The sequence below is a fragment of the Candidatus Agathobaculum pullicola genome (genome assembly GCF_052117205.1).
GTDB lineage: Bacteria > Bacillota > Clostridia > Oscillospirales > Butyricicoccaceae > Agathobaculum > Agathobaculum pullicola.
The window spans coordinates 1-15521 of sequence record NZ_JBQKJP010000007.1 but is presented as its reverse complement, the minus strand read 5'-3'; the positions used below and the strand labels follow the sequence as shown (position 1 = coordinate 15521).

Annotated in this window: 13 protein-coding genes; 8 read left to right on the top strand and 5 right to left on the bottom strand. The window is 57.2% G+C overall.

The window, feature by feature from the left end; all coding sequences use genetic code 11:
* Positions 1-12 precede the first annotated feature (12 nt).
* From ACTQ3V_RS04265 to ACTQ3V_RS04245, 5 genes are all read right to left on the bottom strand, one after another.
* Positions 13-540, bottom strand: coding sequence for a hypothetical protein (locus ACTQ3V_RS04265; protein WP_441466426.1), 528 nt, complete (start codon positions 538-540; stop codon positions 13-15).
* Entirely contained in the window at positions 512-2074 is a 1563-nt protein-coding gene (locus tag ACTQ3V_RS04260) for a portal protein (RefSeq protein ID WP_441466425.1), read from the bottom strand. Before ACTQ3V_RS04260 ends, ACTQ3V_RS04265 begins: the two co-directional genes overlap by 29 nt.
* The gene (locus ACTQ3V_RS04255) at positions 2064-2258 is read right to left on the bottom strand and encodes a hypothetical protein (RefSeq protein WP_441466424.1); all 195 of its coding nucleotides are present in this window, start codon (positions 2256-2258) and stop codon (positions 2064-2066) included. Before ACTQ3V_RS04255 ends, ACTQ3V_RS04260 begins: the two co-directional genes overlap by 11 nt.
* A gap of 191 nt (positions 2259-2449) precedes the next feature.
* Positions 2450-3700, bottom strand: coding sequence for a phage terminase large subunit (locus tag ACTQ3V_RS04250; protein WP_441466501.1), 1251 nt, complete (start codon positions 3698-3700; stop codon positions 2450-2452).
* 44 nt (positions 3701-3744) lie between these two features.
* The gene (locus tag ACTQ3V_RS04245; RefSeq protein ID WP_441466423.1) at positions 3745-3954 is read right to left on the bottom strand and encodes a hypothetical protein; all 210 of its coding nucleotides are present in this window, start codon (positions 3952-3954) and stop codon (positions 3745-3747) included.
* A 172-nt stretch (positions 3955-4126) separates the two neighbouring features.
* Here ACTQ3V_RS04245 and ACTQ3V_RS04240 point away from each other — a divergent pair, with 172 nt between their 5' ends.
* From ACTQ3V_RS04240 to ACTQ3V_RS04205, 8 genes are all read left to right on the top strand, one after another.
* Positions 4127-4948 (top strand): Cof-type HAD-IIB family hydrolase, encoded by an 822-nt coding sequence (locus tag ACTQ3V_RS04240; protein WP_441466422.1) that lies wholly within the window; start codon positions 4127-4129, stop codon positions 4946-4948.
* A gap of 106 nt (positions 4949-5054) precedes the next feature.
* Positions 5055-5888, top strand: a complete 834-nt coding sequence (locus tag ACTQ3V_RS04235; protein WP_441466421.1) for an undecaprenyl-diphosphate phosphatase — start codon at positions 5055-5057, stop codon at positions 5886-5888.
* A gap of 152 nt (positions 5889-6040) precedes the next feature.
* A complete protein-coding gene (locus ACTQ3V_RS04230) occupies positions 6041-8572 on the top strand; it encodes a DNA translocase FtsK (RefSeq protein WP_441466420.1) in 2532 nt (843 codons plus the stop codon).
* A gap of 20 nt (positions 8573-8592) precedes the next feature.
* Positions 8593-9102, top strand: coding sequence for a flavin reductase family protein (locus tag ACTQ3V_RS04225; protein ID WP_441466419.1), 510 nt, complete (start codon positions 8593-8595; stop codon positions 9100-9102).
* Between the two features lie 113 nt (positions 9103-9215).
* On the top strand, positions 9216-10859 hold the full coding sequence (locus ACTQ3V_RS04220) for a trypsin-like peptidase domain-containing protein (RefSeq protein WP_441466418.1): 1644 nt from the start codon (positions 9216-9218) through the stop codon (positions 10857-10859).
* A 290-nt stretch (positions 10860-11149) separates the two neighbouring features.
* Positions 11150-13780, top strand: coding sequence for a pyruvate, phosphate dikinase (gene ppdK / locus ACTQ3V_RS04215; RefSeq protein ID WP_441466417.1), 2631 nt, complete (start codon positions 11150-11152; stop codon positions 13778-13780).
* 315 nt (positions 13781-14095) lie between these two features.
* Positions 14096-14959: a ParB/RepB/Spo0J family partition protein gene (locus ACTQ3V_RS04210; protein ID WP_441466416.1), complete on the top strand. Its 864-nt coding sequence runs from the start codon at positions 14096-14098 to the stop codon at positions 14957-14959.
* A 450-nt stretch (positions 14960-15409) separates the two neighbouring features.
* Positions 15410-15521 (top strand): ParA family protein (locus ACTQ3V_RS04205; protein ID WP_441466500.1); only part of this gene is annotated, 112 nt, incomplete at its 3' end.

The window sequence follows — 15521 nt, the reverse complement described above, 5'->3', positions numbered from 1 at the left end:
TATACTGTTCGTTTACTTGCCCAGCAGCGCCAGCGTCACCGGGTCAACACCCGCCGGTTCGCCATCCGACTGCGCGGGACCGACCGCGGCGCGGCGGTTTTTCTGGTTCATCTCGAGCGCGGCCAGCTCGTCCTTGAGCGTCAGGATTTCCCATTTGCGGTAGGCCGAGACGAGCGAGCCTTCCTGCTGCGCCCATTCCCACACCTGCGGCGGGATTTCGTCCGGCCGCACATCGGGATACTCCTCGACAAATGCGGCGTAAATCTGGCCGTTGGGCATGCCGTTTGCCGCGCGATTGCGGCGAATGTAAGCGTTCTGCTTGGACAGGCCCAGACTTGCCGCCTGAATCAGCTCATCCAGCGTCAGCTCACGCATTTCGCCGTCGACCGGCACCGGATAGGTCTGCTGTCCGGACTGCGCCGCCTGCTCGTTGGGCGGCATCTGCGCAGTCTGCGCGGCGTCGACCGCAAACGGGTCAACAGGCGCGGCAGGGGTTGCGCCGGGCATCTGGTTACTGGTCGGTTTCTGCTTGGTTTGCATTTGTATTTGCCTCCTTTTGCTGCTGTCGCTGCATGCGGAGTGCGTGCAGCAGGTCGTTTTTGCCGCGCACCTGATAATCAGGCACGTTTTCCAAATACACAAGCGGGTCGGTGATGACGCCGCTTTCGAGCAGATGGTCGTTGGTCATGGTCTGCATGGTTTCCGACCAGTAGCTCGCCGCGCCCACATCCACCTGCAAGCGCAGATCCTGTCCGGCGAGCTGGGAGAAGTCGAAGCTCTGCCGATAGGGTGTCTCGCCCGGCTCGTCGGCCACGACAAGCGTGCGGGTGCCGTAGTGCGCGCCCATCAGGTCGAGGAAGATGCGCGCCCAGTCCTCGGTGAAGCGATAAAACTCCATCTTGGTCAGCTCGAGCGGGGCAGCGGTCGCGTTTTGCACAGCAACGATAGCCGAGGTGTTGTCCGGCTTGACCGTGCCGAGCGCAGCCTCACTCGCGCCCATCAGCTCGGCGGTGTCGTTCATCATCTGCTTGAGCAGCCCCAGCACCTGTGAGGAGATATCGGGTGCTTTGAACGCGGTCGCAATGGCCTCGTTCGGGTTGCCGCGCATGCCGACCGCCTTGCCCACATCGTTTGACCATCCATTCGGGAAACGGGTCATATCGTAGATGATTTTTGGGAAGGCCACCTGCTTGATGCACTGCACATACATGGAGTACAGCTTGTTGATAGCGATTTGGTTGGGGATGGCCTCGGTCAGCGGGCTTTCGCCGTGGCACGAGCCGCGCACGCGGTTCCAGCACAGGTGCGTGACCGGATAATAGCGGTAGGGCAGCACCTTTTCGCGCATGACGGTCGCGGTGCGCGTGGTTTTGGTGAACGCGATACCGTTTTCCGTTTTGCGCATGTGCAGCAGCACGGTCACGCGGTCGTTTTCGCCGTTTAACCGATAACGCAGATAGTCCTCGGTATCGTCCGGCACAATCGCGTCCGCTTCAGCCGCGGACAGGCCGTTTTCCCGCGCTTCCCTGCGCACCTCATCCACGTCACGCCGCATGGAAAGAATCAGATACGGCTGACGCTGCACCTCGTCGGAGGCCGGATTGCCGAAGCAGACGTTGGTAGAATCGATCAGCTCGGCCACGATATCGCCTTTCACCGCCTGTCCGGTTTCGAGCGCGGGGTCAAAGTGAATGTAGAAGCATGCGTCGCCGTCGACACAGGCGTTCTTGAGCAGCGGACGGCCGAGGGCTTTCACGCCCGAGCGTTCAATCGCGGACGCGAACGCGCGCTCGAGCACACGGGCGGTTTTGCGGCCGTCATCGTCCATGTCGAACGGCTGGGCGCGTACCGCGACGTCGTCCGAGACCAGCATGGATACAAACAGGTTGACGCAGCGGCGCAGCACATTGAAAATCAGCGGGTCGAGTGACTGCACGCGCAGCCCCTCCCACTGACGGCCGAGATAGAACGCCTCGTTGCGGCGCACGCGGTCGTATAAGCCAATCGAGCGTTTATAGTCGCGGTCGCGCTCGTATTTCCGCCAGATGGCGGCGGGGGACGGATCAAATTTCATCGCTGCTGTCCTCCCGTCCGTAAGCCATCAGCGCGGCCAAATCGCGGCTGAGCGCATCGTCCACGGATGTGGGCGTGTCGCTGTCGCTCTTTGCGGGACGGTGCGGCAGGCGCAGACCGCCGGACACGACCGCGCCGGTCAGCACCAGAAGTGCCGCGCCGATGCAGTAAAGTAAAATGGTCATTGGGTTCCTCCTCGTAAATCCGTGAAAATACTCGATAAAGGGAGCAAAGCGACGTGCAATCCATATTTTTCGTGGCTTTGCCGCGGAAAATATACGTTGACCCAAGCCGCTTGGCGGCGATCCGGGGGGTATCGCCAAAAGGTTCTGCTGGAACTTTTGGCGTATCCAGAGGGCATGGATACCCCCTGGAGCTAATAGGCGAGAAATTCGCCGACTTCGCAGTCATACGCCGTGGGGCGGCTGGGGGCGGGCGGCTCGTATACGGTCGCGGCATAGCCGCGCAGCGCGTCGGGCGCGTGGGTAAGTTCGTGCGGCGTGTTTGCCACATCGGACGGGTTGCGCGCATCGTGCTGCAAGGCAGGCAGTGTGCGAATGAGGTTGCGGCAGGTGTCGAAGATGGTCAGACGCGGGCGGGGCTGCCCCTGTTCGTCTTTGCGCGGGGCGAGCAGCTCATGCAGCGCCAGCCAGCCGGCCACGCGCTCGTTGCTGCTTTTGTCAAAATCCAGTCCGCAGTCCGCGAACAGTTCCACCGCGCTTTTGCCAGTCTCCTGCCGCCGGTTCCATAAGTCGGGCGGGGCCAGCCGGCAGTCGATATGCTCGCCGGACAACTCACAGGCGAGTATGGCTGCTGCGGCTTCTGAGATAATCAAACCGAACTGATATAACTCTCTGTATATGACACTGTACCCGTCCGGGCTTTGCGCAATCCAGAGCGCCGCCAGCATGTCCAGACCATAGTCGATGGTCAGATACCGCCGCCAATCACTGGGGATGGCGTGCGGCCGCACGACATGCAGGTCAGGGCTGAACTCGCTGAAGTAACGTCCTTCATCCAGCTCCCATACCCCGTCGAGCAGCGCGCGGCGGTCGCGTACCGAGAGCAGCCGCAGCCGCTTTTCGTATCCTGCGTCCGCGCGGCGCAGGAAGGGGTTGTCTTTGAGTCGCGCGGGCAGGAATAGCCGAGAGCCGCCGTCAAACTTGGTTTCGGTGTCGGGAGGCATCGGGTCAATGTATCGCGCTTTGACCCATTGGTGCCCCACGCCACCCGGATTGGTCGTGCTTTTGACCTGCTTGGGATAGCCGTTGGCCCCGCGCACACGCGAGATGAGATAGGTGAACTGGCTTTCGGTGAAGTGGGTCAACTCATCGAAACGCAAAACGTCGTATTCCGCACTCTGGTACTTGGTCACATCGCTTTCCGCGTCGCAGTAGCCGAACTCAAGCGTTGAGCCGTTTGCAAACTGCCACAGGTGGTCGCTGACCTTGTAACTGGCAATCGACTGTGGGAACAGCCGCAGCGACGCGGGCACGAGCGAGCGCTCCAGCTCCGGCATGGTGCGCCGCAGCATCAGCTGCCGGGAGCCGGGGTAGCAGACGGCGAAGCGCAGCGCATCGAGCAGCTGACCGTGGCTTTTGCCGCCGCCCGCCGCACCGCCGAACAGCGTTTCAAACGCGCCCGACTGTACGAATGTCGCCTGCCTTCGGGTTACGGGGAATTCGTATCGTCGACTACCCGAAACACGATTTCGATCGGCGCAGGTCCCTGCTCTTCGTCCACCAGCATCGCGCCCTTGCCGACTGTCCGGTCGAGGATCTCCTTGATCGCGCTCAGTCGGCTGTTGGCCGGTGCATCGGCGTCCCCGGCGATCTCGTAGAGTATCTCGACAAGTCTCCCGGGGTCGTCTGAACTTCGCAAGATGGCATCAACTCCTTCTGGGGGTGGATTTGCTTGTCTTCCCATGAGCCAAAGAATAGCCGAGAAATCGAGAAAAAACAAGAACAAATGTTTGACGTTTTCCGTGCTTGCAATTTATTGCCCGCTGCGGTATCCTGAATAGGAAATGCAAGATACAGGGGGATAAAGAAACATGCCGGACATCAAACTGATCGCGCTCGACTTGGACGGGACGGCGCTGACACCGGATAATACGGTGTCTGCGGCGACGATTGACGCAGTGCGTCGTGCGCGGGAAGCGGGGGTGCATGTCGTGATTTCGACCGGACGCATTTGCGGCGAGGCGCGGGATCTTGCCGTGCAGATGCAGACGGACGATTTGATGGTGACCGCGGGCGGCGCGTCAATTTCGCGCGTGTCGACCGGACGGTGCATGATGCGTATGTCCATGCCGTGGGAGGTTGCCGTGCGCGTGGCGGCGGCGGTGGAGCGTATCGAGTTGATGGTCATGGTCTACGTGGGGGAGACGCTGCTCATCACCCCCCGTGATGAAATGCAATTTGACAAATATAACTCCAACGAGGGGTATCTTGCGGTCAAGCGGGTCGTGCCTTCGATTGTGGAGTTTATCGCCGAGGGACAGGTATCGGTCGATAAAATTTTCGCCCGCAGCAAAGAGCCGGTCACCCTGCAGATGGTGCGCGACCAGATTTTGCAGATTCCGGGTGTGCGCGTGATGAGCTCGGCGGAGGATAATATTGAAGTGGTCACGCCCGCAGCGGACAAGGGCACGGCGCTTGGCATGCTGTGTCGGGAGCTGGGCACCGACCTGTCGCACGCAGCGGCCATCGGCGACAGCGAAAACGATTTGGAAATGCTGCGCGCGGTTGCGCTGCCCATCGCCATGGGCAACGCCAACGACGCGGTCAAGGCAATCTGCAAGCGGCAGACGCTGACCAATGCGCAGGACGGTGTGGCCGCGGCAATCGACCGGATTTTGGCGGAGAACGGATAATCCTGTGAAACACAGCATTTTTGCGGAAAATGGTGGTATTCGGCGTGCAGATATGCTATAATAATTTCGTATGTAATATTTGCCCCATCAAAAGGAGACATATCTGATGAGTTTATGGTTTGCTATCTTGCAGGGTCTGGTGCAGGGCCTGACCGAGTTTCTGCCCGTGTCATCGTCCGGCCATCTGGTGTTGGTGCAGACCCTGTTTGGCGACGGCGTGGAAACCAATTACATGCTGTTTAATGTCCTGCTGCATTTTGGTACGCTGCTGAGCGTCGTTGTGGCCTTCTGGAAGGATATTAAAGAGCTGTTTGTGGAGTTTTTCGGCTGGATTCATGACGGCTTTAAAATCAACGGTCATCCGTACCGCCGGTTTATCGTTATGCTCCTGCTGACCATTGTGCCGATGTTTGCGATTCTGCCGATCAAGAGTAAGCTGGAGGAAGCGTTTTCCTCCCCGCTGCTGGTTGGTCTGCTGCTGCTGGTGACCGCGACCGTGTTGTACCTGTCGGAGAAAGCGCCGCGCAAGCATAAGACCGAGGAAAACGCCACCTGGCTGGATGCGCTGATTGTCGGCGTCGGCCAGTGCTTTGCCGTTCTGCCCGGCCTGTCCCGTTCGGGCACTACCATCTGCACCGGTTTGTTCCGCGGTTTTTCGCGTGATTTTGCCGTGCGTTTCGCATTTATCATGTCTCTGCCGGTCATTTTGGGCGCGAATATTCTGGAACTGGTCGATGTGTTCAAGGACCCGGCGGCGGCAATGGGTGACGTATCCATCGCCTGCTATCTGGTGGGTATTCTGGCGGCGATGCTGTCCGGCCTTGCGGCGATCCGTATGGTGCGCTTTGTTTCCAAGCGCGGCAACTTCCGCCCGTTCGTGGTGTATTGTACGCTGATAGGCACCATCACCATCGTGGTGAGCCTGATAAAAATGATATGACGCCGTCCGCGGACGCATATGCCGCGGCGGTTGAGAAAAGTTCCGGATAACGGGACTTTTCTTCGCACTTATCCGAAAATCACCGGCCAATGGCCGACAGCATCCGCACGCTGCTCTGTGCGGGAAAGCAAATAAAGCGAGGGAAAAACACTTTGGCTGCAAAGAAAACCACAACCAAGAAAACCGCGCCGCGCGGAAAAACAGCCGCGCGGCGTGCGCCCGAGCCGGAGCCGGCCCTGTCCCGCGCCACATGGGGCGCAATATGGGGCGTGCTTGGGCTTTTATGCCTGCTGGCAATTCTGCCGATTGACGGCGTGCTGCTGGACTGGCTGCACAGCGGCATCGGCGCGATGATTGGCAAAGGCAGCTATCTGCTGCCGTTTGCGCTGCTTGCGCTGGCGGGACTGCTGTTTGCGCGGCAAAAGGGACCGGTGCGGCTGCGCGGCGTGAGCATCGCGCTGCTGCCGCTGTTCATCGGCAGCATTGTGCATGCGTTTGCCTGTGCAAATGAATATGATTTTTCGATGAAAACACTGTTTGCCCTGCTGACAACCGGCACGGAAGGAAAGTCCGGCGGTTTGCTGGCAGGCGGCCTGTATATCGTGTTGGAGTGGGGGCTGTCCTCGGTGGGGGCGCTGCTGGTGCTGCTGGTGCTGACGGTCACGGCGATCCTGGTCGCCTGCCGCATCACGCCGCAGGCGCTGCTGGAAATGTTCCGTCCGCCCGAATATGAGTATGAGGATGAAGAGGAGCGTGAACGCTACGAGGCGCCGCGCAAGCTGCCGAATGTGCATGAGGCGGTCAATGCGCATGCCCAAAAGCGCGAGGAGCGGCGCGCCGCCCGCCGCAAGGCGGATATTGACATCCCGATTGACACCGATCCACCCGGTGAGGACAAGCCGGGGGCGGATCCGGATGCGCCGGTGCGCCATGCGCACGGCGGTAAGCCGATGGCGCCGGACGAGTATCTGCGCTCCTTGAAGGAGGAGACGACGGGTGAACAGGTGAGCATCCTTGACCTTGTGGAAAACCGCGAGGAGGAGGAGACGCCGGTGGAGCCGTCTCCCAAGCCGGAGCAGCCTGAGAAACCGGAAAAATCGGAAAAGGCGGAGAAGATCAGCGAGAACGAGCAGGCGGAGCTGAGCGAGCAGATGGACGAGAACCAGAAAACGCCCATGCCGGTGTACGACTATCCGCCCATCGACCTGCTGAGCAAGGGCAAGCATACCTCGGTTGCCGGTGCGGAAGCAGAACTGAAGGAAAATTCCGAGTGCCTGATCGATACGCTGCAATCATTCAATATCGACGCGCAGATTATCGGCATTGTGCGCGGCCCGTCGGTCACGCGGTTTGAGCTGACCATCCCGCGCGGCATCAAAATTTCGCGTATCACGGCGCTTGCCGATGATATTGCGCTGTCGCTTGGCGCGGCCAATGTGCGCATTGCACCCATTCCGGATAAAATGGCGGTCGGCATCGAGGTGCCGAACAAGACGGTGAATACCGTGTTCATCCGCGAGTGTATTTCGTCTCCCGCGTTCACCAACGCGCGCAGCCGTCTGTCCTTTGCCGTGGGCAAGGACATCACCGGCAAGCCGGTCATCGGCGACATTGCCAAGATGCCGCATATGCTGATTGCCGGTACCACCGGTTCGGGTAAATCCGTGTGCATCAACTCGATGCTGATTTCGCTTTTGTACAAGTCCACGCCCGAAGAGGTGCGCCTGATTATGGTCGACCCTAAGATGGTCGAGCTGGGCAACTATAACGGCATCCCGCACCTGCTGATTCCGGTCGTGACCGACCCGAAAAAGGCGGCGGGTGCGCTCAACTGGGCGGTTGGCGAGATGGAACGCCGCTACAAGCTGTTTGCCGACCATCAGGTGCGTAATCTGGTGGGTTATAACGACCTGATGCGCGCCGAGCGCGCCAAGGCCGAGCAGGAAGAGGGCGGAACGCCCGAGCAGTATCAGGTGCTGCCGCAGATTGTCATTGTCATCGACGAGCTGGCCGACCTGATGATGGTGGCTGCCAAGGAGGTCGAAACCTCGATTTGCCGTATCGCGCAAAAGGCGCGCGCGGCGGGCATGCACCTGGTCGTTGCGACCCAGCGTCCCTCCGCCGATGTCATTACCGGCATCATGAAGGCGAACATCCCGTCGCGTATCGCGTTTGCGGTGGCCAGCCAGATTGAGTCGCGCATTATTCTGGATACCACCGGCGCGGAAAAGCTCATCGGTAAAGGCGATATGCTGTATGCGCCGCTGGGCGAGGGCAAGCCCACCCGTGTGCAGGGCTGCTTTATCTCGTCTGATGAGATTGAATCGGTCATCGCGCATATCAAGCAGACAAGCACGGTCGAATATAATGAGGAGATCCTCGAGCATATCGAGCGTCAGGCCGAGCAGGCGGACAGCAAGGGCGGCGGCGCGTCCGGCGACGCGGGCGATGATGAGGACGAGATGATCGAGGAAGCAATCGATGTCATCATGGATTGCCGACAGGCGTCCACGTCCATGCTGCAGCGTCGGCTCAAGCTGGGCTATGCGCGTGCCGCGCGCATCATCGACCAGATCGAGGAACGCGGTATCATCGGGCCGTCTGAAGGCTCCAAGCCGCGGCAAATCCTGATTACCAGAGACGAGTGGCAGGAAATGAAGCTGCGGCGGCACGATATCCCATAACCATGCAAGGAGGAATCCATATGTCTTTTACAAAAATCAACATTGCGGAACAGCATTTTAACCCGTTTGAGTTAATCGGCAAGCAGTGGATGCTGATTTCCGCCGGAACGGAACAGAAGTGGAACACCATGACCGCCAGCTGGGGTGGCGTAGGCGTGATTTGGGGCAAGCCTTCGGTGACCTGCTATATCCGCCACAGCCGTTATACAAAGGAGTTTGTTGATAACTCAGAGTATTTTACATTAACCTTTTTACAAGATGGACACCGCGACGCGCTCAGCCTGCTGGGCAGCAAGTCCGGCCGCGATATGGATAAGATGAAGGACAGCGGCCTGACGCCGGTCATGGTGGAAGGCCAGCCGACCTTTGCCGAGGCGGAGCTGGTGCTGGTTTGCCGTAAGCGCTGCAAGAGCGACATCGCGCCCGAGGACATTCTTCAGCAGGAGACGCTCGACAGATGGTATGGCGACAAGGATTACCACACCATGTATATCGGGGAAATTGTCGCGGCATATCGAGCGGAAAAATAAAAAAAGTCACAGATTGTTCACCAAACCGACAAGCCTTCGGGCCTATACTGGAAGAAGGACAGCGGAGTGCGTCTCCGCTGTCTGTATTCAGCCCGAAACCGGAGGGAATCGCAGTGAAAAAAAGAATATGCAGCCTGCTTGTTGCGGCGGCGCTGATGTTAGGGCTATTGCCGAGCGCGTTTGCAGGCTATGAAAACTTTGCCGCGCAGGCAATGTATACGCCGGGGCAGTTTACCGACGTGGCGGACAACGCATGGTATGCGGATAATGTGCGCGCGGCGTATGAATACGGCCTGATTAACGGCCAATCGGCCACCCGTTTTGCGCCGGACAGCTCCCTGACCGTGGCGGAAGCGGTCAAGCTGGCGGCCAGCCTGCACAGCATTTACAACACCGGCAGCGCGGAATTTGCGTCCTCGTCCCCGTGGTATCGAACCTATGTGGACTATGCGCTGCAAAACGGCATCTTGCAAGCGGAGCGTTCGGACTATACGCAGCCGGCCTCGCGCGCGGTGTTCGCCTCTGTGCTGGCCGCGGCGTTGCCGACCGATGCGCTGGGCGCTATCAATACGATTGCGGACGGGGCGATTCCGGACGTATCGACCTCCGCCTCCTATGCGGAGGCGGTTTACCTGCTGTATCGCGCGGGCGTGCTGACCGGATCGGACAGCGCGGGCCGATTTATGCCCACGGGCACAATCAAGCGCAGCGAGGCCGCCGCCATCGTCACCCGCATGGCGGACTCCAGCCTGCGGCGCACGTTCTCGCTGGAGGTTTCCACCGAGCTGACGGCAAGTGAAATTTTTGCGCGCTGCATGCCCGCGGTATTCAAACTCTATTCGTATGATACGCGCGGCAATGTGCTCAGCATGGGCAGCGGCGTGATCATCAGCGCGAATGGCGATGCGGTCACCTGCGGACATATTGCCAACGGGGTGCAGCGTCTGGTCGCGGAAATGCAGGACGGCACCAAGCGGGAGGTCGCCATCTACGATATTGACACAACCGCGGATATTTCGCATATTCGCGTGGTGGGCAGCGGTCTGCCCTATCTGGAAACGTCCAACGACGTGCAGACGGGGGACACCGTGTACGCGCTCGGGTATCCCGGCGGCGGCAGCGCGAAGGTGACGGCGGGCGTGGTGACCAACCCGAAAAACGGGGATTATCTCACAACGCTCATCGAGAGTACGGCTTCGGTCATCAGCGGCAATTCAGGCGGCGCGCTGGTGGATGGACAAGGCCGTCTGGTTGGCGTCACGGTCAGCAGCCGCGGCAGCGGTACGCCGTCGTATTCGGTTCCGATTTCCGTTTTGGAGACACTGGAGGGGAGCGCGGCGGTCAGCCCGGCGGTTTATACCAGCACGCACCAGCCGGATGCGTCCAACTGCTATGCCAAGCTGTATCCCGTGCCGGATTTTTCGATAATTACCGGCGTGCCGCTGCTCGACAGCGTCAAGGATCGCGGTACGACGTATTTCTATTATCGCCTGTCCGACCTGAATGGGGACGGCACGCGGCAGATGCTGCAATACTATGCCGCACTCAATGGAAACACCTTTTATCAGTTCTCGGACGGCGCCTTTACCTCCTCGGCGGGGTATTTGATGTCTGTCAAAATTATCGAAACCTATTCTCGCGGGGAGCAGGCATTGGGTATCTGCGTATCCGGTATCTCTTCGCAGCCGATCGGCGGTCTGGTACAGGCCGCCGATCTTTCTTTTGCAGGCATTTGTGCATCCTGCGGGTTTTCATGAAGTTCTCTCGTCATTTCGTTTGATTTCACAAAAAGCGCGCTAAAAGTGACAACTATGATAAAATTTTCAATTTTTTTGTTTAAAAATGCGAAAGAAATGATAATATATACAAGTAAAAACCCCTGAATTTTGCGGAAATAGCAATAACATCCATCAATTTGCACAAGAAGGGCAGGGTAAATCGGTGAAATTCTACAATGGAACACAAAGCGTTCGTCATGCTATAATATTCTTGCGCGATTGAAGTGTGTTTGAAAGAGAGCACCAAACGAAATGGAGGAAAGACCCAAATGAAGAAGTACGTTTACATGTTCCCGGAAGGCAACGGAAAAATGCGTGAGCTGCTTGGCGGCAAGGGCGCGAATCTGGCCGAAATGACCGGACTCGGCATGCCCGTACCGCAGGGCTTTACCATCACAACCGAGGCCTGCACCCGGTATTATGAGGACGGCAAGACGATCTATCCGGATATTCAGGATCAGATCCTCGAGTACCTCGATAAATTGGAAAAGGTCACCGGTAAAACACTGGGCGATCCGGAGAAGCCGCTTCTGGTTTCGGTTCGTTCGGGTGCGCGCGCTTCCATGCCCGGCATGATGGATACCATCCTGAACCTCGGCATGAACGATGAAATTTGCGACGCGGTCGCAAAACTGACGAATAATCCGCGCTTTGCGCGTGACTCTTACCGCCGCTTCATTCAGATGTTCTCGGACGTCGTGATGGAGCTGCCTAAGTCCACCTTTGAGACCTTTATCGATCAGGTTAAGGAGAAAAAGGGTGTCAAGATGGACAATGAGCTGGACGCGGACGATATGAGCGAGCTTATCGTTTTGTTCAAGGATCATTACAAGAAGTCGCTCGGTGAGGACTTCCCGCAGGACCCCAAGAAGCAGCTGATGGAAGCGGTGCGCGCGGTATTCCGCTCGTGGGATAACCCGCGTGCGAACACCTACCGCCGCATGAACGATATCCCGCACTCCTGGGGTACCGCGGTTAACGTACAGTCCATGGTATTCGGCAATATGGGCGAGACTTCCGGCACGGGCGTTGCGTTTACCCGCAACCCGGCGACCGGCGAAAAGAAGCTGTACGGCGAATTCCTGATGAACGCACAGGGCGAGGACGTTGTGGCCGGTATCCGTACCCCGCAGCCGATTTCCGCGCTGGAAAACACCATGCCCGAAGTGTATCAGCAGTTTGTGGACATCTCCTCCCGCCTTGAGCAGCACTATGGCGATATGCAGGATATGGAGTTTACCATCGAAAACGGCAAGCTCTATATGCTCCAGACCCGTAACGGCAAGCGTACCGCGCAGGCCGCGCTCAAGGTTGCGGTTGATCTGGTGGATGAGGGCGTCTGCACCAAGGAGCAGGCCATCATGAAGGTGGAGCCCAAGCAGCTTGACGCACTGCTGCACCCGACGTTTGTTCCGGAGGCGCTCGAGGCAGCCACCCCGATTACCACCGGCCTGCCGGCGTCTCCCGGCGCTGCCTGCGGCGCGGTGTATTTCACCGCGGAAGAAGCTGCGGCGGCTCATAAGACCGGCCTCAAGGTTGTTCTGGTCCGTCAGGAGACCTCGCCGGAGGATATCGACGGCATGGCGGTTTCCGAAGGCATCATGACCGCCCGCGGCGGCATGACCTCGCACGCGGCGGTTGTGGCGCGCGGCATGGGCACCTGCTGCGTGGCCGGCGTCAACGGCATCAAGGTTTCCGAGGAAAACAAGACCCTGACCTTTGCCGACGGTACGGTGGTCAAGGAAGGCGAGTTCATCTCGCTCGACGGCTCGACCGGTAACGTATATCTCGGCAAGATTGATACGCAGGATGCGGAACTGACCGGCGATTTCGGTCGCTTCATGGGCTGGGCGGACGAAATCCGCACCCTGATGGTCCGCACCAACGGCGATACCCCGCGCGATGCAACGCAGGCGCGCAAATTCGGCGCGGAAGGCATCGGCCTGTGCCGTACCGAGCATATGTTCTTTGAACCCGAGCGCATCAAGGCAGTGCGCGAGATGATCATTTCCGATACCGTGGAGCAGCGCAAGACCGCGCTGGCCAAGATTCTGCCGATGCAGCGCGGCGACTTTGAAGCCATCTACCGCGCAATGGGCGGTCTGCCGGTAACCATCCGCCTGCTCGATCCTCCGCTGCACGAGTTTCTGCCGCAGGAGGATGAGGATATTCAGGAGCTGGCAAACGAGATGGGCGTTTCGTTTGACAAGCTCAAGGGCAAGGTTGCCGACCTGCACGAGTTTAACCCGATGCTCGGCACCCGCGGCTGCCGTCTGGACGTGCTGTATCCAGAAATTGCCGAGATGCAGACCGAAGCCATCATTTCCGCTGCCATCAACGTCTGGAAGGAAGACGGTTTGAAGATTACGCCGGAAATCATGGTGCCGCTGGTCAGCGAAATCAATGAGCTGCGCTTTGTCAAGAAGGTCATCAAGACCAAGGCTGATGAGCTGATTGAAGCATCCGGCCTCAAGATGAAGTATCTGATTGGTACGATGATCGAGACGCCGCGCGCGGCTGTGACTGCCAACGAGATTGCGCGGGAGGCGGAGTTCTTCTCCTTCGGTACCAATGACCTGACCCAGATGACGTATGGTTTCTCGCGTGACGACGTGGGCCGTATTCTGGAGACGTATTTTGAGAAGAAAATCCTCGAATCCGATCCGTTTGCCCGTCTGGACCAGAACGGTGTTGGCAAGCTGATCCGTTACGCGGTGGCAGAGGGCCGTCGTACCCGTCCGGACATCAAGCTGGGCATCTGCGGTGAGCATGGCGGCGACCTGTCCTCCGTCGAGTTCTGTCACAATGTCGGGCTGAACTATGTATCCTGCTCGCCGTTCCGTGTGCCGATTGCCCGTCTGGCGGCGGCGCAGGCTGCTATCAAGAACCCCCGCAAGTAAGAGTTCTGTCATTCACCATTGGATTTGATGAAGCGCAAACCTTCTATAAATCCCATGGATACGGCATAAAACCGTCAAAATGGCATGATTTGACCGTGGAGGTTTATATCTAATCGCCAAAACCCCCGTACATTCCCAATTGGGCAATGTGCGGGGGTTTTTTATTGTTATTTTGGGCTGTTTGTACAAATCTAAACGGGAACGCAAAAATGTATTCTGATTTCAAAAATACATTTTGTCCATGCTCGCTGCTATTTTCACAGCAGCCAGTTCCGTAATTTTGGACGAATTCAGCTTTCAGTAAAGGAGGCCATTATGAGACGAGACGATCAAAGGCAAGCAGTAAAAAACATTCCCTTGGAACAACTGAAGCCATTTAAGAATCATCCCTTTCAGGTACGAGACGATGAGGAATTTCGGCGTCTTGTTGAGAGCATTGAAATTCACGGTGTAATTCATCCAGCGGTGGCTCGCCAGATTGGTGAGGATTGTTATGAACTAATTTCTGGTCATCGACGCAAAGCGGCTTGTGAAGTATTGGGTTACTCTGAGATGCCTGTTTTAGTCCGGTCTATGACGGATGATGAGGCAGTTGTAAACATGGTAGATGCAAACCTTCAGCGTGAGACGATTCTCCCAAGTGAAAGAGCCTTTGCATACAAAATGAAGTTGGTAGCTATGAGCCATCAGGGGCGTAAAGGATTTACTTCCGCCCAACTTGGGCGGAAGTGTGTCGGAAAAGAATCCAGAGAGTTAATTGCTGAACAAGTCGGTCAAAGTCGCAACCAAATTTCTCGCTATATCCGTCTTACTGAATTGATACCAGAAATTCTTGAAATGGTTGATAATCGAAAAATGGCATTGAATCCAGCAGTATCTATTTCCTACTTGGACAAGAAGCAACAGAAGCTACTATATAAGGTGATGGTAGCACTAAAAGCAACCCCATCTATTTCTCAGGCAAAAGCCATCCGAAAAAAGGCCAGTGAATCAGACTTTACAGAAGATTACTTGGTTTGTATCTTATCGGAAAAGAAACCAAACCAGAGAGAGCAGATGATTGTTGAAGAAGAAGAAATCAAGCAGTATTTCCCCTCGCATTACAATAGTGAACAGATGCACAACACGATTTTACTGTTGATTAGAAATTGGAGTAAAAAGCGTGGCTACACACAATAAAAGGTTGTTATACCTTATCACAACAGGGAGCAGAAAAATTTTCTGCTCCTTTTTTTATTTTTTGCGCAACAAACGGCCTCTGCCGTGGCCTACAAGTGAGAGTTACATCTCATGGACCTTGAAAATTCAGAAGAACATCAGGTACAACCGTTCCTCGGAGAGCCACTCCGGTGATACGCTATGACGCCTACGGGTCGAGCGACTTCCCTATCGCCGGTAAAGAGCTTGATAACTTGAGGCCACGATCCAGGGACAGGGGGAAAACTTACACTCAGCCACAGTCCGAGCGTTAAAAGCGTCGCAGGCAATGGGAGTGTCCGGTACAGAACCGTGATAAATGAATCCTAAATCAAAAGGATGCCGAAATGTTCTTGATTTTAAGAAAACCCAAGGGGGTAGTTTACCCTCTTTACATTCCATCTTCTGTTCAAGACACAGGAGGAAACTGAAATGAACACGCAAATTATCGCCATCGCCAACCAGAAAGGCGGCGTTGGCAAGACAACCACCTGCGCAAATCTGGGTATCGGACTGGCGCAGGCGGGGAAGAAAGTTCTGCTGA

What these genes read in the sequence shown, in the direction of transcription:
- ACTQ3V_RS04235 (WP_441466421.1), top strand. Translation starts at nt 5,055, where the DNA reads ATGAGTTTATGGTTTGCTATCTTGCAGGGTCTGGTGCAGGGCCTGACC.
- ACTQ3V_RS04260 (WP_441466425.1), bottom strand. Translation starts at nt 2,074, where the DNA reads ATGAAATTTGATCCGTCCCCCGCCGCCATCTGGCGGAAATACGAGCGC.
- ACTQ3V_RS04265 (WP_441466426.1), bottom strand. Translation starts at nt 540, where the DNA reads ATGCAAACCAAGCAGAAACCGACCAGTAACCAGATGCCCGGCGCAACC.
- ACTQ3V_RS04225 (WP_441466419.1), top strand. Translation starts at nt 8,593, where the DNA reads ATGTCTTTTACAAAAATCAACATTGCGGAACAGCATTTTAACCCGTTT.
- ACTQ3V_RS04210 (WP_441466416.1), top strand. Translation starts at nt 14,096, where the DNA reads ATGAGACGAGACGATCAAAGGCAAGCAGTAAAAAACATTCCCTTGGAA.
- ACTQ3V_RS04240 (WP_441466422.1), top strand. Translation starts at nt 4,127, where the DNA reads ATGCCGGACATCAAACTGATCGCGCTCGACTTGGACGGGACGGCGCTG.
- ppdK (WP_441466417.1), top strand. Translation starts at nt 11,150, where the DNA reads ATGAAGAAGTACGTTTACATGTTCCCGGAAGGCAACGGAAAAATGCGT.
- ACTQ3V_RS04255 (WP_441466424.1), bottom strand. Translation starts at nt 2,258, where the DNA reads ATGACCATTTTACTTTACTGCATCGGCGCGGCACTTCTGGTGCTGACC.